Origin of the sequence: Actinomadura citrea (genome assembly GCF_013409045.1) — a bacterium.
GTDB lineage: Bacteria > Actinomycetota > Actinomycetes > Streptosporangiales > Streptosporangiaceae > Spirillospora > Spirillospora citrea.
This window is the reverse complement of sequence record NZ_JACCBT010000001.1, coordinates 2,977,614-2,995,909: the sequence shown is the minus strand read 5'-3', so window position 1 is coordinate 2,995,909 and position 18,296 is coordinate 2,977,614. Positions and strand designations below refer to the sequence as shown.

Here is an 18,296-nt window from a genome sequence, read left to right as displayed (position 1 = left end):
GCCGCTCAGTTGCCCTCGGCCCGCTGCTTCTCCGGCGCCTTGGGCTTGGCTCCCCGCTGTGCCGACAGGGTCGCCGCGTCCACGTGCGCAGCCGTCGTGACCGACCGCTTCAGCGCGCTGCCCTTCACCCAGTTCTGCCACTTCACCTGCCAGTACCCCCAGCCGTTCTCCGCCTCCAGCTGCCGGTCGCTGCCGGTCACCGTGATGGGGTCGCCTCGCTGGGCGAGGTTGTAGAACCACTTGGCGTTGGACGGGCTGACGTTGATGCAGCCGTGGCTGACGTTCTCGCTCCCCTGGGAGCCCACCGACCACGGCGCGCTGTGGACGTACTCGCCGCTGTCGGAGATCCGCACCGACTTGTAGACGGTCAGGCTGTAGTACCCGGCGCAGCCGGGTCCGCAGCCGTCCCAGTCCGACGTCATGACGGTCGGGTCCTCCTTGCCCATGGCGAGGTGGACCCCGTTGGTGGTGGTGTACTTGCGCTCCCCGCCGCGCCCCATGCTCGTCGGGATCGTGCGGGCCTTCTTGCCGTTGACCTTCACGACCATCTTGTGGCTGTCCTCGCCGGCCGTGGCGACATGCGAGTCGCCGACCTTGAAGTCGACGCCGTAGTCCTTACCGCCGTACACGCCCTGCCCGGTGCGCACACCGCTCAGGTGCGCCTGGAACGACACCTTCGTCTGGGCCGGCCAGAAGCTCTTCGTCCGGAAGACCACTTCCTGACTGCCGAACCAGCTCCAGGCGCCCTCGACGGTCTTGTCGGCGGTGACCTCCAGGGCCCGCTCGACGGCCGCCCGGTCCTTCACCGCACGGGCGAAGTGCACGATGATCGGGATGCCGACGCCGACGGTCTCCTTGTGGAACGGCGCCTCGATCGTGACGTCGTTGGTCTTCTTCACCTCGGCCGTGGAGAAGCCGCTGCGGACCGTGCGGGTCCGGCCGTCCTGGCCGAGGGCGGTGGCGTCGACCGTGTACGCCGTGCCCGGCTTCAGCGTCCACCGGGACCGCCACTGCGTCCTGTCGGCGTTCAGGTCCCCCTCGACCACGCCGTCCTTCGTCGCCACCGTCACGTTCTCGATCGTGCCCTGCCGTGCCTCGACGGCGATGGGGCTGTCCGGCCGCAGCTTCCCGCCGCCCCCGCCCGGCGACACCTCCAGCTTCACCGCGTCCCCGCCGTCCGGCGCGCCGCCTCCGGAACACGCCACCACGCCGGCCCCGACGAGCACGCCGCCGCCGACCAGCACTGCGGCACACCGCCCTCGGCCACCCGGTCTTGAGCCGCTCACCCGCATGTGGACCCCCCCGGTCGCTCCACTGGGCTCAGGCCGCTGCCCAGCCCGGTCGCTGGAACGGCACCCAGTGTGTGAAAGGGCCGGTACCCGCAAAAAAGCGGACACCGGCCCCCGATGGGGTTCTTTTACTGATCAGTGGGCGAAATGACCCCGATAGTACTCGAACACCAGACCGACCGACGTGAGGATCGCGGCGGCGGCACCGAGGATCACCAGCCACCAGCCGAACACGACGCCGAGCGCCACGGCCGTGGCCGACAGCGCCACGAACAGCGGCCACCAGCTGTGCGGGCTGAAGAAGCCCAGCTCGCCCGCCGCGTCCGCGATCTCGCCTTCCGGGTCGTCCTCGTACAGCGGCCCCGCGTTGGCGCGCTCAAGGCGCCGCACCGTGAAGTGGATGTAGAAGCCGATGAGCCCGGCGAGGCCGACCGCGAGCGCGAGCGCCGTCGTGCCCGTCCAGTCGTTGGACCAGAGCCAGTACACGACGTCGGTGGCGAGGAAGAAGACCGCGCACCCGTAGAACATGAACGCCTGGACGCGCATCGGCTACTCCCCCTTCGCCCCGGCCAGCTCGCCCTTGGCACCCACGTGCGGGTGGTGCAGGTCGAACGCCGGCCGCTCGGAACGGATCTTCGGGATCGAGTTGAAGTTGTGCCGCGGCGGCGGGCAGGACGTCGCCCACTCCAGCGAGTTGGAGTAGCCCCACGGGTCGTCGACCTCGACGCGCGTGCCCCGCTTCCACGTGATGTAGAGGTTGTAGAAGAACGGCAGCATCGACGCGCCGAGCACGAACGAGAAGATGCTGGAGATCTCGTTCAGCCCGTGGAACTCGCTCGGGTAGTCCGCGTACCGGCGCGGCATGCCCGCGGCGCCCAGCCAGTGCTGGAGCAGGAACGTGCCGTGGAAGCCGATGAACAGCAGCCAGAAGTGGATCTTGCCGAGGGTGTCGTTCAGCATCTTGCCGGTCCACTTCGGCCACCAGAAGTAGAAGCCGGCGAACATCGCGAACACCACGGTGCCGAACACGACGTAGTGGAAGTGCGCCACGACGAAGTAGGAGTCCGACAGCTGGAAGTCCATCGGCGGCGACGCCAGGATGACGCCGGTGAGCCCGCCGAACAGGAAGGTCACGAGGAAGCCCAGCGACCACAGCATCGGCGACTCGAACGTCAACTGCCCTCGCCAGATGGTCCCCACCCAGTTGAAGAACTTCACCCCCGTGGGAACGGCGATGAGGAACGTCATGAAGGAGAAGAACGGCAGCAGCACCTGGCCGGTGACGAACATGTGGTGCGCCCACACGGTGATGGACAGGCCCGCGATGGTGATGGTCGCGAAGACCAGGCCGATGTAGCCGAAGACGGGCTTGCGGCTGAACACCGGGAGGATCTCGGTCACGATGCCGAAGAACGGCAAGGCGATGATGTAGACCTCCGGGTGGCCGAAGAACCAGAACAGGTGCTGCCACAGCAGCGCCCCGCCGTGCGCGGCGTCGAAGATGTGCGCGCCGAGCTTGCGGTCGGCCTCCAGCGCCAGCAGCGCGGCGGCGAGGACCGGGAACGCCAGCAGGACGAGGATCGAGGTCAGCAGCGCGTTCCAGGTGAAGATCGGCATCCGGAACATCGTCATGCCCGGCGCGCGCATGCACAGGATCGTGGTGATGAAGTTGACCGCGCCCATGATGGTGCCGAAGCCCGACATCGCCAGGCCCATCACCCACATGTCGCCGCCGACGCCCGGCGAGCGGACCGCGTCCGACAGCGGGGCGTAGGCGAACCAGCCGAAGCTGGCCGCGCCGCCCGGGGTCAGGAAGCCCGCGATGACGATCAGGCTGCCGAACAGGAACAGCCAGTACGCCAGCATGTTCAGCCGGGGGAACGCCACGTCGGGCGCGCCGATCTGCAGCGGCATGATGACGTTGGTGAAGCCCGCGAACAGCGGCGTCGCGAACATCAGCAGCATGATCGTGCCGTGCATGGTGAACAGCTGGTTGTACTGCTCGTTGCTGACGAACTGCAGACCCGGCTCGAACAGCTCCATCCGGATCAGCAGCGCGAGCACGCCGCCGAACAGGAACATCACGAACGAGGTGATCAGGTAGAGGTAGCCGATCACCTTGTGGTCGGTGGACGACATCCAGGAGGCGATGATGCGCCCCTTGCTCGTCCGCGGCGCGGCGATCGGCGCGCTCGGTGCGTGACTCGTCGCGGTCACTTGACACCTCCCGCGGCCAGTGCTTGCTTCGAATCGGCGATGAACTTCTGGTACTGCTCCGGCGTCACGACCTTGAGCTGGAACAGCATCCGGCTGTGGTCGACGCCGCAGAGCTCGGCGCAGCGGCCCTCATAGGTGCCGAGCTTGTTCGCCGTGAACTCGAACTCGTTGGTGTAGCCCGGCATGACGTCCTTCTTGTAAATCAGTGCCGGCACCCAGAACGAGTGGATGACGTCGTTGGCGTGCAGCCTCACCCGCACCGTCTTGCCCGAGGGGATCGTCATCACCGGCTTGGCGGGAGCGGGCCCGTTCGGGGCGACGGGCTGGCCGACGACGGAGGCGACCGTCTTCTCCTTGCCCGTGGCGTCCTTCTCCTTGTAGTCGAACTGCCAGCTCCACTGGAACCCGACCACGTCGACGACCACCGCGGGATCCTTGGTGGTCTTCTCGACGAAGTTCTCGTCCCTCGCGGTGAAGTAGAACAGGACCGCGATGATGACGAACGGGACCGCCGTGTAGAGGATCTCGATCGGCATGTTGTAGCGGACCTGCGGCGGCAGGTCGTTGGAGCGCTTGCGGTGGAACAGCACCGCCCAGATGATCAGGCCCCAGACCACGGCCCCGACCGCGAACGCCGCGATCCAGGAGCCCTGCCAGAGCTTCAGCATGCGCTCGCCCTGGACGCTGATCGGCTCGGGCATGCCCAGACGGCTGCCGCTGCACGCGGTGGCGGAGAGCGCCAGCAACCCTAGCGCGCCGGCGCTTTTCAATGCGCGGCGACTGCGCACAGGCGTACGCCGCTCCCTAGAGCGGGTCGGACTCACGGAATGCCTTCCCCACGGATGAAAGCCCGGTCGGCCGGGCGGAGAGATCGGTGTTTACACGTGTGGTGGACACCCTAGCGCGAGGGTCGCGCGAACCCCCGATCGGGTGCCCGGTTACTGTTCTCACGTGGCAGGACCGAGCACTCCGGACGGCTATTTCGACGCCGCGTCGACCGAGCCGCCGCACCCGGCGGCGCGGGCCGCCCTGCTGGAGGCGCTGGACGCGGCCTGGGCCGATCCCGCCCGGCTGTACGGGGCGGCCCGCGGCACCCGGATGCTGCTCGACCGGGCACGCGCGCGTGTCGCCGGCGTCCTGGGCGCCCGTGCCGACGAGGTGTCGTTCACGTCCTCGGGCACCCAGGCGGTGCACCTGGCGGTCCTCGGGGGGCTCCAGGCGCGCCGGCGCACCGGGCGGCACCTGGTGGCGAGCGCCGTCGAGCACTCCAGCGTCCTGCACGCCGCCGAGCTGCACGAGCGCGACGGCGGCGAGGTCACCCTCGTCGGCGTCGACCGGACCGGGCGTGTCGACGCCGCGGAGTTCGCCGCGGCGCTGCGCCCCGACACCGCGCTGGCCTGCCTGCAGTCGGCCAACCACGAGGTCGGCACCCTCCAGCCCGTCGAGGAGGTCGCGCGGGCCTGCCGCGCGGCCGGCGTGCCGCTGTTCGTCGACGCGGCGCAGTCCCTCGGGCGGGCCGACGTCCCCGGCGGGTGGTCCTTCCTCGCCGGCAGCGCCCACAAGTGGGGCGGCCCCGCCGGCGTCGGCGTGCTCGCCGTCCGCAAGGGCACCCGGTGGCGCTCGCCGCTGCCGGACGACGAGCGCGAGGCGCGCCGCGTCCCCGGGTTCGAGAACGTCCCCGCCATCGCGGCGGCCGCGGCCGCGCTGGTGGCCTACCGCGCCGACATGGCCGCGGACGCCCCGCGCGTCTCCGCCCTGGTGGACCGCATCCGGACGGAGGTACCGCGGAGCGTCCCCGACGTCGAGGTGATCGGCGACCCGGTGCGCCGGCTCCCCCACCTGGTGACGTTCTCGTGCCTGTACGTGGAGGGCGAGGCGCTGCTGACCGAACTCGACCGGCTGGGTTTCGCCGTTTCCTCCGGCAGCTCCTGCACGGCGGATACGCTGCGTCCGAGCCATGTGCTGGAGGCGATGGGAGTGATTACGCATGGGAACGTGCGGGTATCGCTGCCGCGAGGCGTCGGTTCGGAGGCCGTCGGCCGTTTCCTCGCCGCGCTCCCCGACGCCGTCGCCCGTCTCCGCCGGACGACGATGAACACCTTCGAGACAGGGAGGCGGTCGCGCCCATGAGGTTCCGAGGCCGCGCCAGGACCGGCACACCGCCCGTGGACGCGGCGCCGCCCCCCGCGGAGCCGGCGGGCCCGCCGCCCGTGCTCGTCATCGACGCGCTCGGCCGCAAGTGCCCCATCCCGATCATCATGCTGGCCGAGCGGATCCGGGAGGTCCCGGTCGGGCAGGTCGTCGCCGTCCTCGCCGACGACGCCGCCGCCCGCACCGACGTCCCCGCCTGGTGCCGCATGAAGTCCCAGGACTTCGTCCGCGAGGAGACCCTCCAGCAGGGCGGCTGGGGCTTCCACATCCGCCGCACGTACTAGGCGCGCGAGAAGCCGGAAAAAGGGAAGGCCGCGCCGGTCCGGCGCGGCCTTCTCCGTGTGCCCGTGTCACGGGCGGGCTTGCGGGGGCGAGCGTGCCTACGGGGTCGGGCAGGCGACGTGGGGCTCGATGTCGGCCGCGGCGTCGGCGCCGTAGGCGGCCGCGAAGCGGTCGAGGAACGCGCGGCGGCCGAGGGTGTATTCCTGCGGCCCGGCGGCTTCGAGGGCGTGCGCGGCGATGGCGTTTCCGACCTGGGCTGCGCGTTCGAGCGGCAGGTCCCAGGCGGTCGCCGACAGGAAGCCGGCGCGGAACGCGTCGCCGACGCCGGTCGGGTCGACGACGGAGTCGACCTGGACGCAGGGGACGTGCACGCCCTCCTCGCCCTTGCGGTCGATGACGACGCCCTTGGCGCCGAGGGTGGTGACGCGGACGCCGACGCGGGACAGGATCTCCTCCCCCGACCAGCCCGTCTTCTCCTCGGCCAGGGCCTTCTCGTACTCGTTGCTGAACAGGTAGGCGGCGCCGTCGATGAGGCGGCGGACGTCGGCGCCGTCCATCCGGGCGAGCTGCTGGGAGGGGTCGGCGGCGAACGGGACGCCGCGGCCGCGGCACTCGTCGGTGTGCCGCAGCATCGCCTCGGGGTCGTTCGGGCTCACGACGACGAGGTCGAGGCCGCCGACGCGGTCGGCCACGGGCCGCAGTTCGATGGAGCGGGCCTCGCTCATCGCGCCGGCGTAGAACGTGGCGATCTGGTTCTGGTCCTGGTCGGTGGTGCACAGGAACCGCGCGGTGTGGTGGATCTCGGACACGTGCACCGAGGCGGTGTCGACCGCGTGCCGTTCGAGCCAGGAGCGGTAGTCGGCGAAGTCGTCGCCGACGGAGCCGACGAGGATGGACTCCTTGCCGAGGCTGCCCATGCCGAAGCAGATGTTGGCGGCGATGCCGCCGCGGCGGATATCCAGCTCGTCCACCAGGAAGGACAACGACACCCGGTCGAGCTGGTCGGGCAGGAGCTGGTCGGTGAACCTTCCGGGGAAGGTCATCAGATGGTCGGTCGCAATGGAACCGGTCACGGCGATGCGCACGGCGTCGCTCTCCTCGTCGTGGTCGTCCGGCTGTTTCACCGGCTGTTCGAACCCGTCAGGGTACTCACCATCGCACCACACATCGCCGCCTCACGACAGTTCGTCGCGCCACCGCCCCAGGGCAGCCTTGAGGGGCGGTCCGGACCCGTGGCCCTGACCGCCCCTCCTGGGCCTTGCGCTCGACCGGTGTCGGCGCGCCCGGCGCGCGTCAGTTGAAGGAGTCGCCGCAGGCGCAGGAACCCGACGCGTTCGGGTTGTCGATCGTGAAGCCCTGCTTCTCGATCGAGTCGACGAAGTCGATGGTGGCGCCCGTGAGGTAGGGCGCGCTCATCCGGTCGACGCGCACCGACAGGCCGTCGAAGTCCTGGATCTGGTCTCCGTCCATCTCCCGCTCGTCGAAGAAGAGCTGGTAGATCAGGCCGGAGCAGCCGCCCGGCTGCACGGCGACACGCAGCGCAAGGTCATCGCGGCCCTCCTGCTCAAGCAGGCCCTTGGCCTTCTCGGCGGCGGCGTCGGTGAGGACGACGCCCTGCTGCGTGGTCTCCTGCGTGGTCTCGCCTGAAACCGTCATGTGTTCAGCTCCCGGGTCTCGCTGCGCCGCGCTAGCGGCGGACTGTCGCTTGTCCTCGAAGACGTCTCATGCCTCTTCCCGTAGGACAACGTACCTCGCTACATGGCCATTCCGCTTCTCGGCGGTGTTCACGCCCCGTGCGGGTGCGGTCTACGTCACACCGCCAACCCCCCGTCGTCTGTGCCATCATTAGTCGTCAAAGCGACGATAAGCCCCGTCGCGAAGGGAGACCGCCGTGACCACCCCAGTGCGCGACCTACCGCTGCTGCTGCTCGGCAGCGGCGCCGACCCCGCGAGCGAACGCGGCGTGGACTGCCCCGGCGACCTGCCGGCGGCGTCCGACCCCGCCCTCGTCGAGCGGGCCCGCGCCGCCAAGGCGGCGCTCGGCGACCGCGTGTTCGTGCTCGGCCACCACTACCAGCGCGACGAGGTCATCCAGTTCGCGGACGTGACCGGCGACTCGTTCAAGCTGGCCCAGCGTGCCGCGGCCCGCCCCGAGGCGCCCTACATCGTGTTCTGCGGCGTCCACTTCATGGCCGAGTCGGCCGACATCCTGACCGCCGCCCACCAGCAGGTGATCCTGCCCGACCTCGGCGCCGGCTGCTCGATGGCCGACATGGCGACCTTCGACCAGGTCGAGGAGTGCTGGGAGGTCCTGGAGGACGCTGGGATCGCGGACGACGTCGTCCCCGTCACCTACATGAACTCCTCGGCCGACATCAAGGGCTTCGTCGGGCGGCACGGCGGGGTGGTGTGCACCTCGTCCAACGCGAGGCGCGCCCTCGACTGGGCCTACGGCAAGGGCAAGAAGGTCCTGTTCCTGCCCGACCAGCACCTCGGCCGCAACACGGCGGTCCTGGAGATGGGCCTGTCGCTGGACGACTGCGTCGTCTACAGCCCGCACCGCCGCGAGGGCGGCCTCACGCAGGGGCAGTTGCGGGACGCCAAGATGATCCTCTGGCGGGGGCACTGCTCGGTGCACGGCCGGTTCACCAAGGAGTCGGTGGACGACGTCCGCGCGCGGGTGCCGGGGGTGAACGTCCTCGTCCACCCGGAGTGCCGGCACGAGGTCGTCACGGCCGCCGACCTGATCGGCTCGACCGAGTACATCATCAAGGCGATCGAGGCCGCCGAGCCCGGATCGTCCTGGGCCGTGGGGACGGAACTGAACCTCGTGCGGCGGCTGGCGAACGCGCACCCGGACAAGAACGTCATGTTCCTCGACAAGGCCGTCTGCTACTGCTCGACGATGAACCGGATCGACCTGCCGCACCTGGTGCTGTCACTGGAGTCGCTCGCCGCCGGGAAGGTCGAGAACGTCATCGAGGTGGACGAGGAGACCGCGCACCACGCCCGCGTCGCCCTCGACCAGATGCTCGCCCTGCCCTGACCGGGCGCGGGCGGGCAGGCGGGATCACAGGCCGGGGGCGCCCCAGACGGGGAACCACCGGCCGAGGTCCTGCTCGAACCGCAGGTCCGCGCCGATCGCGCCGCGCACCTGGAGCTCAAGCGCGTTGTCTCGCTGAGGAGACGGCGAGGCGTGGCCATCGGAGTGCGACGCGGCTCCGGGGAGCGGCGCGAAGGGGTAGAAGGTTCCGCGCTTGTAGAGGTAGACGAGCGCCAGTCGGCGGCCGTCCGGCCCCTGGAAACCGACCAGGGAGCACAGCAGGTGCGGGCCGAACCCGCCCGCCTCCAGCGTCGCGTTCACCGCGTGCAGGTCGGTGACGAGGTCGGGCAGCTGGTCGGGCCGCTGCTCGGCGAGCAGCCACGTGTAGCCGTAGTCGTCGTTGCTGATCTGGACCTTGGGACCCCCGTCGGCGTCCAGCAGTTCCTGGACGTCGGCCTGGAGCCGCGCGAACGCGCCGCCCTCGGCCGCGCGGAAGCACACCGAACCGAGCCCGGTCGGGGTGAACCCGGTCGCCGCCTCCAGGGTGACCGCCGCGGTCGACAGCCCGAAGATCTGGTCGAGGTCGGGCTTGGCCGGCTTGGACCGGCCGAGCAGGGTGTCCAGGAACCCCACGGATCACACTCCCCTGCTGAGCTGCTCGGAGATCTTCGACAGCTGCGCGAGCCTCCGGTCGAGCGACGGGTGGGTGGAGAACAGCGAGGAGACGCTGAAGCCCCGGCCGAGCGCCGGGGTGAAGAAGAACGCGTTGAACGCCTGCGAGGATCGCAGGTCGTTGGTCGGGATCCGCGCGATCTCGCCGCTGACCTTCGTCAGCGCGCTGGCCAGGGCGGAGGGGCGGCCGGTCAGCAGAGCGGCGGCGCGGTCGGCCGAAAGCTCGCGGTAGCGCGACAGCGCCCGGGTGAGCAGGAAGCTGACCGCGTAGGCGAGCGCGCTGGCCGCGACGACGGCGAGCAGGATCAGCCCGGTGTTCTGGTCGTTGCTGCGTCGCCCGAACCCGCCCCACAGGCCCCACTGGAGCCCGAACCGGGTGATCAGGCCGGCGAGGATGCCCAGGAACGAGGCGATCGTCATGACCGCGACGTCCTTGTGCGCGACGTGCGCCATCTCGTGCGCGAGCACGCCCTCCAGCTCGACCGGGTCGAGCCGGCGCAGCAGGCCGGTGGTCACGCAGACGACGGCCTTCTTCTGGTTGCGGCCGGTGGCGAACGCGTTCGGGACGTCGGTGTCGGCGATCGCGACCCGCGGCTTCGGGGCGTCCGACATCGCGCAGATGCGGTCGATGACACCGTGCAGCTCGGGCGCCTCCTGAGGGGAGACGACCCGGCCGTGCATGGCGAACAGCGTCATCCGGTCGGAGAAGAAGTACTGGGCGACGAGGAACAGCACCGCGAAGACCAGCGCGACGCCGGCCCACTTCGGCACGAAGACGAAGAAGGCCCCCACGAAGACGACGTAGACCAGCCCCAGCAGGAACATCGTCACGAGCATCCGCGATGTCAGCCCCCGGTCGGAGGCGTAACGCGTCCTGGCCATCCAGCCACCCCCCAGTTCTTGCTCCTCTTCACTTGTACGAACGCACAAGGCGCGGGTTTTGTGCCTGGATGTCCATAACGCGACCGGACCCGCGCGGAGTCGTCCCGGTGGCGGCCCGAGCCCCCGCCGGTCAGTCCGGGATGAGGCCCTCGTCCCCCAGCATGGAGCGCACCTCGTCGATGTGCGCGTCCGCCGGGGGCAGGATCAGCTCGGACGGCTCCAGGCTGTCCGCCGCCAGCGGCCTGCCCACCTTGCGGACGTTGTCCAGCAGGGCGTGCAGCGCGGTGCGGAACGCGGACTCGTCGCCCGACTCGATCGCCGACTCCAGCTCGGCGTCGAGGGTGTTGAGCGAGGACAGGTCCTCCTCGGCCACGTCCAGCTGGCCCTCGCCCATCAGGCGGACGATCACTGGGCACCCCCGGGGTTCTGCGGCCACGGGGCCTGCTGGGGGGTGTCCTGCTGCTGCTGGTGCGGCTGGGCGGTCGGCGAGCCCTGGTTCAGCTCCTTGGGGGCGGGGCCCTGGCCGAGTTCGGCCTTGAGACGTTCCAGCTCCATGTCGACGCCGGGGCCGGAGCCCATCCGGTCGAGCTCGGCCTGGATGTCGTCCTTGGGACCGGAGAAGTCCTCCAGGGCGCCGGAGGCCAGCAGCTCGTCGATCGCGCCGGCGCGCGCCTTCATCGTGTCGGTCTTCTCCTCGGCGCGCTGGATCGCCAGGCCGACGTCGCCCATCTCCTCGGAGATGCCGGAGAACGCTTCGTTGATCTTGGTCTGCGCCTCGGCGGCCGTGTAGGTCGCCTTGATCGTCTCCTTGCGGGTGCGGAAGGAGTCGACCTTGGCCTGCAGCCGCTGGGAGGCGAGCGTGAGCTTCTCCTCCTCGCCCTGCAACTGCTGGTACTGCCCGCGCAGGTCCCCCAGCTGGCTCTCCAGGCCGGAGCGGCGGGTCAGCGCCTCGCGGGCGAGATCCTCGCGGCCCACCTGCAGCGCCTTCTTGCCCTGGTCGGTCAGCTTGCTCTGCTGCTGTTCGAGCTGGTTGATCTGCAACTCGAGACGCTTGCGCGAGGTGGCAACGTCGGCGACCCCGCGACGGACCTTCTGCAGCATCTCCAGCTGGCGCTGGTAGGAGTAATCGAGGGTCTCCCGAGGGTCTTCCATCCGGTCCAGGGCCTTGTTCGCCTTGGACTTGAAGATCATCGACATTCGCTTCATCACGCTCATCGCGCGGCGCCGGTCCCTTCGTGCTGTCGCCTCAGTCGTGAACTGGGCTCAATGACCACTGCTGGGGTTCTTATCACCCTACGCGTTAACGCGCGAGGCAGCCACGATGTTCGCAGCCGGTAGGCTGATCCCTGTGTTCAAGCGTCGTACCCCGGAGGCCCCGCCGGATCCTCCTCAGGTAGTAAAGCCCGACGGCAAGGGCCGTCCCACGCCCAAGCGCAGCGAGGCCGAGAAGCGCCGCCGACAGCCGATCACGGCGCCGGCGACCCGCAAGGAGGCCTACAAGAAGGTGCGGGAACGGCAGGCCACCGATCGCGCCAAGGCGCGCGCGGGCATGGCCAAGGGCGACGAGAAGCACCTGCTCAAGCGGGACAGGGGCCCCGTGCGCCGGATGGCCCGCGACTACGTCGACTCGCGGCGCACGGTCGGCTCCTACCTGATGTACGCGATGTTCGCGATCGTGCTGCTCAGCCTGCTGCCGATCCCGGCGGCCCGGCTGCTGGTCCTGTTCGCGCCGCCGCTGCTGCTCGTGGTGGTGTTCGCGGAGGGCTTCCTGCTGAGCCGCGGCATCAAGCGGCTGGCCGTCGAGCGCTACCCCGGCGAGGACGCCAAGGGCGTCGGCATGTACGCCGCGATGCGCGCGATGCAGATCCGCCGGCTGCGGATCCCGAACCCGCGGGTGCGCCTCGGCGAGAAGGACAAGGTATGAGAAGGACCAGGGCCTGAGGGACCGGTCCGGGGAGCGCGTCCGGCGGGAACGTCCGCCGCGCCTCGCACGATCGGCGCGGGGCTAGGGTCGGGCCCATGGAGTTCCGAAACCTTGGCCGGAGCGGCCTGAAGATCAGCGAGATCGCGTACGGCAACTGGCTCACCCACGGCTCGCAGGTCGAGGAGGACGCGGCGCGCGCCTGCGTGCGGGCGGCCCTCGACGAGGGCGTGACCACCTTCGACACCGCCGACGTCTACGCCGGCACGCGCGCCGAGGAGGTCCTCGGGCGGGCGCTGAAGGGGCAGCGCCGCGAGGGGCTGGAGATCTTCACCAAGGTCTACTGGCCGACGGGTCCCGGGGTGAACGACCGGGGCCTGTCCCGCAAGCACGTCTTCGAGTCGATCCACGGCTCCCTGCGCCGCCTCGGGACCGACTACGTGGACCTGTACCAGGCCCACCGGTTCGACCACGAGACCCCGCTGGAGGAGACCCTCCGGGCCTTCGACGACCTCGTCCGGCAGGGCAAGGTCCTCTACGTCGGGGTGTCGGAGTGGCGGGCCGAGGAGATCGAGCGCGCCCTGAAGATCGCCGACGAGATGGGCTTCGACCGGATCGTCTCCAGCCAGCCGCAGTACTCGATGCTGTGGCGGGTCATCGAGGAGGAGGTCGTCCCGCTCTGCGAGCGCGAGGGCGTCGGCCAGATCGTCTGGTCGCCGATCGCGCAGGGCGTCCTGACCGGCAAGTACAAGCCGGGGCAGCCGCTGCCGGAGGGGTCGCGCGCCACCGACGACAAGGGCGGCGCCGACATGATCAAGCGCTACCTGGACGACGACCTGCTGACCCGCGTGCAGAACCTGCGGCCGGTCGCGGACGACCTCGGCCTGTCGATGGCGCAGCTCGCGATCGCCTGGACGCTGCAGAACCCGAACGTCTCGGCGGCGATCGTGGGCGCGTCCCGCCCCGAGCAGGTCGCCGACAACGTGCGGGCTGCCGGGGTGAAGCTGGAGGCCGACGTGATGAAGCGGATCGACGAGATCCTCGGCGGGGCCGTCATCCGCGACCCGGCCAAGACCGTCAGCCCGCGCAGGCGCCCCTGAGCCCGGCGAGACACCGGGGGCCGCGGAGCACGACGCTTCGCGGCCCTCGTCGTCCTTCCCCGCCGGTCACTCCGGATCGTGCAGGCTCATCCCGTACACGACGCTGTCGCCGTCCAGCAGGGTCACCTTGTCGACCTCCTCGGCGCGCAGCCCCCGCCAGTTCTCCCCCAGCCAGCTCTCCGCGTCCGCCTGGGTGGAGAAGGTCTCCTCCGACATGCCGATCGTCCGCCCGTCGGCCTTCTCCAGCCGCCAGCTCCACGCCATCGCCCTCGACCTCCCTCGTCGCGGTGAGACTAGCCGGTCAGGCGGCGGCCTCTATGGCGCGGCGCAGCGCGTCGGGGCTCTCGGTGTCGGACTGGCTGAGCGTCCGCCCGTTGACCCGCACGCTCGGCGTCCCCTGGATCCCGGACGAGATGTAGCCCTGGCTGACGGTCTTCACGCTGCCGGCGTGGCGCTGCCCCTTCACGCACGACGTGAACTCGTCGCTCGTGAGCCCCAGCGGCTCGGCGTAGGAGAGCAGGTCCTGGGTCACGTAGCCGGTGGCGTTCTCGTTCGCGGGCTGATGGGCGTAGAGGGCGTCCTGGTAGGACAGCCAGTGGGCGCCGTCGGTGACGCAGCGCAGCGCCGCCGCGGCCCGCAGCGAGTTGTCATGGGCTGGCTGCGTGGCCTCACCGAAGATCAGCATCGGGTGGAAGACGACCTTGGCGCGCCCTTCGACGGCCAGTTGCTTGAGCATCGGGTCGTGCTTGCGGTCGAAGGCGCCGCAGGGCGGGCAGGCGAAGTCCTCGTAGATGTCGACGACCGGCGCCGTGACGCCCGGCCGGGCCATGGCGAGGCTCCCGTCCGCGAGGGGCGTGGCCTCCGCGCCGCCGGCGATCTTGCCGACCCTCATCGGGCCCACGTCGCCGTCGCCTCCCCCGTCGTCGCCGCCGCGGACGAGGAGGACGAAGACGGCCGCCACCGCCAGCACCAGGACGAGCCCCGCCCCGACCAGCGCGATCACCAGGCCGCCGCCGCGGCGCCCGGGCGGGGGCCCGGCGGGCATGCCGGGCGGAGGCGGCCCCGGCCGCCATCCGGGGCCCGGGGGCGGTCCCGGCGCGGGTCCGCCCGGCGGACCGGGGGGTGGGCCGTAGGGCGGTTGCTGCCCGCCCTGGCCCGGTTGCGGGGGCCAGGGCGCGTTCGGGGGGGTACCCACCGGAAAACTCCTCCAGAAGGGGCGTCGTGATCCTTCCAGCCGAGGGTAACCGTAGAGTTCGCGGCGGGATGGACATCGAGCTTCGCGGCGTCGCCGCCGCACAGGGCTGGCCGGCGCCGGGATGCCGGTGCGCGTCGTGCGGCCGGCTGCGCGCGGCCGGCGTCCGGCACGAGCCGTTCACCGCCGCCGTCGACGGCGTCGCGCTGGAGGACCTGCCGCGGACGGACGTGCCCGGCGGTTATGAGGTCCTCGCGCCCGGCGGAGGGCGCGCGCTGGTGGCGGCGGGCCCGGGGGCCAGGCCGGAGCCGTCCGCGGGCGTCGAGTACGAGGCCGTGCTGCTGGACCTGGCCGGATCGCCGGACCATCTGGGATACCTGCGCCACACCGGGGCCGTGACGCCGCGGACGCGGGTCATGGCCGTTCACCTCGACCACCGCTTGTCCTCGCCGTCCGAGCTGGAGCGGCGCATGGCCTTCTGGAACCGCTCCGAGCACGGCCCGTTCCGGACGCTGCTCCTCGGCGGAAGCCGGTCGGGCAAGTCGGCCGAGGCGGAGTTGCGCCTGGCCGCCTGCTCGGACGTCCTTTACATCGCGACCGGCCCCGTCCGGGACGACGACCCGGAATGGGCCGACCGCGTCGCCGCGCACCGGCTGCGCCGGCCGGCGTGGTGGCGCACCGCGGAGACGACCGGGCTCGCCGGCGCGCTCGCGTCGGCGACCGGCCCGGTGCTGGTGGACGGCATCGGCACCTGGCTCGCGGCCGCGATGTCCGAGACGGACGCCTGGGAGGAGCCGTCCCGAGTGGAGCCGCTGGTGGACGCCCTCGTCGCGGCCTGGCGGGGCACGGCGGCGCGGGTCGTCGCGGTGAGCGACGAGGTCGGCCTGTCCCTGGTGCCGACGACGGTGTCCGGGCGCGCGTTCCGGGACGTCCTCGGCCGGGCCAACCAGCGGCTCGCGGCCGAGTCCGAGGAGGCGGCGCTGGTCGTCGCGGGCCGCGTCACGGAGCTCCGGTGACCGTCATGGATCTCCGGTGACCGCCGGCCTGCGGCTGGCGGTCACGCTGCTCACAGTCGTTCCGCTGGGCACGGGCCGGGTCGACCGGGACGCCGCGCGCTCGGCGATGCTGCTCGCCCCCGCCGCCGGCCTGATCCCGGGCGGGGCCGCCGCGCTGGTCCTGCTGGCGGGCGGTCCGCTCGGCCTGTCCGGCCTCCTCGCGGCGGCGCTCGCGGTCGCCGCCGCGGCGGCGGTCACCCGCGCCCTGCATCTGGACGGTCTCGCCGACCTCGCCGACGGCCTTGGCAGCGGGCGTCCCGCCGCCGAGGCACTGGCGATCATGAAGCGGTCCGACATCGGCCCGTTCGGCGTCGTCACCCTCCTGCTGACGCTGCTGATCCAGGTGGCCGCCCTGGCGTCGGCCCCGCATCCCGCCCTTGCCGCGCTCGTCGCGTCGGTCACCGGCCGGCTGGCGCTCGCGTGGGCCTGCCGCACGGGCGTGCCGTCCGCGCGTCCCGGCGGCCTCGGGGCCCTGGTCGCGGGCACCGTGCCGACACGCGCCGCGCTCGCCGCCACGGCCGCCGTCCTGGCGGCCGTGACGGCCGCGGGCCTGGCCGTCGGTGGTTTTGGCGGCGCCCTGCACGGTGCGGCGGCGGTGGCCGCCGGGCTGGCCGCCGCCCTGCTGACGCTCCGCCGAGCCGTGCGCCGCCTCGGCGGAGTGACCGGCGACGTGTTCGGCGCCCTCGTCGAGGTCGCCGCGACGGCCGCCCTGATCGCGTTCGCGGCGCTGCCCTGAGGGCGCGGCGGCCGCGGCGAGGGTCCGCCGGGCCGCGCCGCCGCCCGGGCCCGGGACCGCCCCGGGCGGGCAATGCTTGATCCAAAAGGACGAAACCGGTCACCAGGAGGACTAACATCGGGCTACGTGACGAGCATCAGCCTTGACAGCGCAGACCTGACCGGCCTCGACGTCGACGCGATAGTGATCGGCGTCGTCCCCGCCGAGGCGGGTGCCGCACCGGCCGACGGCGCGCAAGCCCTCGACCGCGCGATGGACGACAGGCTCACCGACGCCCTGGGCGCGCTCGGCGCCACCGGCAAGGCCGGCGAGGTGACCAGGCTGCCGTCGCTCGGCGCCGTCCCCGCCAAGGTCATCGTGGCCGCCGGGCTGGGCGAGGACCCCTCCGCCGAAGATCTGCGCCGTGCCGCCGGCGCCGCCGTGCGCTCCCTCGCGGGCACCGCCCGGGTCGCCGTCGCGCTCCCCGCCGCCGGCGCCGAGGACGTCGAGGCCGTCGCGCTGGGCGCGCTGCTCGGCGCCTACTCCTTCGACACCTTCCGCACCGGCAACGGCCGCAAGGGCCCCGTCGAAGAGATCCGCCTGGTCGCGCCCGTGTCCGAGGAGGCCGCCCTCGGGCGCGCCCGCACCCTCGCCGCGTCGGTCACGCTCGTCCGCGACCTGGTGAACACTCCGCCGTCCCACCTGTCCCCCGAGGACTTCGCCGGCGAGGCCGAGCGGGTCGCCGCCGAGACCGGCCTCGCCATCGAGATACTGGACGAGAAGGCCCTCGTCGAGGGCGGGTACGGCGGCATCGCGGGCGTCGGGCAGGGGTCGGTGAACCCGCCGCGGCTCGTCCGGCTCGCCTACACCCACCCGGAGGCGTCCAAGACGCTCGCCCTCGTCGGCAAGGGCATCACGTTCGACTCCGGCGGCCTGTCCCTCAAGCCGAGCGAGGCGATGGACTGGATGAAGTCCGACATGGGCGGCGCGGCCGCGGTGCTCGGCGCGCTCGCCGCCATCGCCGAGCTGCGCCCCGCGGTCAACGTCGTCGGCTACCTCGCCCTCGCCGAGAACATGCCGAGCGGCACCGCGCAGCGCCCGTCCGACGTGCTGCGCATCTACGGCGGCACGACCGTGGAGGTCCTCAACACCGACGCCGAGGGCCGGCTCGTCCTGGCCGACGCCCTCGTCCGCGCGGGCGAGGACTCCCCCGACCTCATCGTGGACGTCGCCACCCTGACCGGCGCGCAGCTCGTCGCCCTCGGCACCCGGACCACCGGCGTCATGGCCAACGACGACGGCGTGCGCGAGAAGGTCGTCGCGGCGGCCGAGCGCGCGGGCGAGCCCTCCTGGGGCATGCCGCTGCCCCCGGAGCTGCGCAAGGGCCTCGACTCCGCGGTCGCCGACATCGCCAACATCAGCGGCGAGCGCTGGGGCGGCATGCTGGTCGCCGGGACGTTCCTCAAGGAGTTCGTGCCGGACGGCGTCAAGTGGGCGCACCTGGACATCGCGGGCCCCGCCTTCCACAAGGGCGAGCCGTACGGGTACACGCCGAAGGGCGGCACCGGCGCCGCGGCGCGCACACTGGTCCAGCTCGCCGAAGACGTCGCCGCGGGCGTCCTGTAGGGGGCCACGGGAATTCCGCAGGGGCCCCGCCCGCTGTGAGCGGGCGGAGAACACAATAGGTTTTTCTTGTGGCGGTGGGGGCCCGGGCTGCCGGTGCGCCCCGCCCCGCCCAGGTCGCCGCGATCCACGCGGCGCCACAACCGGGGAAAGG

20 protein-coding genes are annotated in these 18,296 nt (G+C 71.7%); 8 read left to right on the top strand and 12 right to left on the bottom strand.

What is annotated here, in order from left to right; all coding sequences use genetic code 11:
• Window positions 1–5: 5 nt before the first annotated feature.
• The 4 genes from BJ999_RS14130 to ctaC form a co-directional block, all read right to left on the bottom strand.
• The gene (locus tag BJ999_RS14130; RefSeq protein WP_229809896.1) at window positions 6–1,244 is read right to left on the bottom strand and encodes a L,D-transpeptidase; all 1,239 of its coding nucleotides are present in this window, start codon (window positions 1,242–1,244) and stop codon (window positions 6–8) included.
• 180 nt (window positions 1,245–1,424) lie between these two features.
• Window positions 1,425–1,835, bottom strand: coding sequence for a cytochrome c oxidase subunit 4 (locus BJ999_RS14125; protein WP_179833731.1), 411 nt, complete (start codon window positions 1,833–1,835; stop codon window positions 1,425–1,427).
• A gap of 3 nt (window positions 1,836–1,838) precedes the next feature.
• Complete coding sequence (gene ctaD / locus BJ999_RS14120; protein WP_179833730.1) at window positions 1,839–3,506, bottom strand: aa3-type cytochrome oxidase subunit I; 1,668 nt, start codon at window positions 3,504–3,506, stop codon at window positions 1,839–1,841.
• A complete protein-coding gene (ctaC, locus tag BJ999_RS14115; RefSeq protein ID WP_179833729.1) occupies window positions 3,503–4,294 on the bottom strand; it encodes an aa3-type cytochrome oxidase subunit II in 792 nt (263 codons plus the stop codon). Before ctaC ends, ctaD begins: the two co-directional genes overlap by 4 nt.
• Before the next feature lie 163 nt (window positions 4,295–4,457).
• Here ctaC and BJ999_RS14110 point away from each other — a divergent pair, with 163 nt between their 5' ends.
• Together BJ999_RS14110 and BJ999_RS14105 are read left to right on the top strand one after the other, a co-directional pair.
• Entirely contained in the window at window positions 4,458–5,636 is a 1,179-nt protein-coding gene (locus BJ999_RS14110; RefSeq protein ID WP_179833728.1) for a cysteine desulfurase family protein, read from the top strand.
• Window positions 5,633–5,941, top strand: coding sequence for a sulfurtransferase TusA family protein (locus BJ999_RS14105; RefSeq protein WP_179833727.1), 309 nt, complete (start codon window positions 5,633–5,635; stop codon window positions 5,939–5,941). Before BJ999_RS14110 ends, BJ999_RS14105 begins: the two co-directional genes overlap by 4 nt.
• 96 nt (window positions 5,942–6,037) lie before the next feature.
• Here BJ999_RS14105 and BJ999_RS14100 read toward each other — a convergent pair whose 3' ends face one another.
• Both BJ999_RS14100 and BJ999_RS14095 read right to left on the bottom strand, forming a co-directional pair.
• Window positions 6,038–7,024 (bottom strand): carbohydrate kinase family protein, encoded by a 987-nt coding sequence (locus BJ999_RS14100; RefSeq protein WP_179838531.1) that lies wholly within the window; start codon window positions 7,022–7,024, stop codon window positions 6,038–6,040.
• A 208-nt stretch (window positions 7,025–7,232) separates the two neighbouring features.
• The gene (locus BJ999_RS14095; RefSeq protein ID WP_026405700.1) at window positions 7,233–7,595 is read right to left on the bottom strand and encodes a HesB/IscA family protein; all 363 of its coding nucleotides are present in this window, start codon (window positions 7,593–7,595) and stop codon (window positions 7,233–7,235) included.
• A gap of 235 nt (window positions 7,596–7,830) precedes the next feature.
• On the opposite strand from BJ999_RS14095, the gene nadA reads away from it, so the two are divergent.
• Window positions 7,831–8,985, top strand: coding sequence for a quinolinate synthase NadA (gene nadA / locus BJ999_RS14090; RefSeq protein ID WP_179833726.1), 1,155 nt, complete (start codon window positions 7,831–7,833; stop codon window positions 8,983–8,985).
• Window positions 8,986–9,009: 24 nt separating this feature from the next.
• Here nadA and pspAB read toward each other — a convergent pair whose 3' ends face one another.
• From pspAB to BJ999_RS14070, 4 genes are all read right to left on the bottom strand, one after another.
• Window positions 9,010–9,615: a PspA-associated protein PspAB gene (gene pspAB / locus BJ999_RS14085; RefSeq protein ID WP_179833725.1), complete on the bottom strand. Its 606-nt coding sequence runs from the start codon at window positions 9,613–9,615 to the stop codon at window positions 9,010–9,012.
• A gap of 3 nt (window positions 9,616–9,618) precedes the next feature.
• Entirely contained in the window at window positions 9,619–10,536 is a 918-nt protein-coding gene (htpX, locus tag BJ999_RS14080) for a zinc metalloprotease HtpX (protein ID WP_179833724.1), read from the bottom strand.
• Between the two features lie 130 nt (window positions 10,537–10,666).
• Entirely contained in the window at window positions 10,667–10,945 is a 279-nt protein-coding gene (gene pspAA / locus BJ999_RS14075; RefSeq protein ID WP_179833723.1) for a PspA-associated protein PspAA, read from the bottom strand.
• Window positions 10,942–11,751 carry a PspA/IM30 family protein gene (locus tag BJ999_RS14070; RefSeq protein ID WP_218935059.1) on the bottom strand — a complete coding sequence of 270 codons (810 nt, stop codon included), beginning with the start codon at window positions 11,749–11,751 and terminating at the stop codon, window positions 10,942–10,944. The genes pspAA and BJ999_RS14070 overlap by 4 nt, the downstream gene beginning before the upstream one ends.
• A 133-nt stretch (window positions 11,752–11,884) precedes the next feature.
• Here BJ999_RS14070 and BJ999_RS14065 point away from each other — a divergent pair, with 133 nt between their 5' ends.
• Together BJ999_RS14065 and BJ999_RS14060 are read left to right on the top strand one after the other, a co-directional pair.
• A complete protein-coding gene (locus tag BJ999_RS14065) occupies window positions 11,885–12,460 on the top strand; it encodes a DUF3043 domain-containing protein (protein ID WP_229809894.1) in 576 nt (191 codons plus the stop codon).
• 95 nt (window positions 12,461–12,555) lie between these two features.
• Complete coding sequence (locus BJ999_RS14060; RefSeq protein WP_179833721.1) at window positions 12,556–13,557, top strand: aldo/keto reductase family protein; 1,002 nt, start codon at window positions 12,556–12,558, stop codon at window positions 13,555–13,557.
• A 66-nt stretch (window positions 13,558–13,623) separates the two neighbouring features.
• Here BJ999_RS14060 and BJ999_RS14055 read toward each other — a convergent pair whose 3' ends face one another.
• Both BJ999_RS14055 and BJ999_RS14050 read right to left on the bottom strand, forming a co-directional pair.
• Window positions 13,624–13,821, bottom strand: a complete 198-nt coding sequence (locus tag BJ999_RS14055) for a hypothetical protein (RefSeq protein ID WP_179833720.1) — start codon at window positions 13,819–13,821, stop codon at window positions 13,624–13,626.
• Between the two features lie 37 nt (window positions 13,822–13,858).
• The gene (locus BJ999_RS14050; protein WP_179833719.1) at window positions 13,859–14,602 is read right to left on the bottom strand and encodes a DsbA family protein; all 744 of its coding nucleotides are present in this window, start codon (window positions 14,600–14,602) and stop codon (window positions 13,859–13,861) included.
• A 218-nt stretch (window positions 14,603–14,820) separates the two neighbouring features.
• On the opposite strand from BJ999_RS14050, the gene BJ999_RS14045 reads away from it, so the two are divergent.
• From BJ999_RS14045 to BJ999_RS14035, 3 genes are all read left to right on the top strand, one after another.
• Window positions 14,821–15,765: a bifunctional adenosylcobinamide kinase/adenosylcobinamide-phosphate guanylyltransferase gene (locus BJ999_RS14045; protein ID WP_179833718.1), complete on the top strand. Its 945-nt coding sequence runs from the start codon at window positions 14,821–14,823 to the stop codon at window positions 15,763–15,765.
• Window positions 15,766–15,781: 16 nt separating this feature from the next.
• Entirely contained in the window at window positions 15,782–16,540 is a 759-nt protein-coding gene (locus tag BJ999_RS14040; RefSeq protein WP_179833717.1) for an adenosylcobinamide-GDP ribazoletransferase, read from the top strand.
• Between the two features lie 72 nt (window positions 16,541–16,612).
• Window positions 16,613–18,145 carry a leucyl aminopeptidase gene (locus BJ999_RS14035; protein WP_179833716.1) on the top strand — a complete coding sequence of 511 codons (1,533 nt, stop codon included), beginning with the start codon at window positions 16,613–16,615 and terminating at the stop codon, window positions 18,143–18,145.
• The last annotated feature ends 151 nt before the right edge of the window (window positions 18,146–18,296 follow it).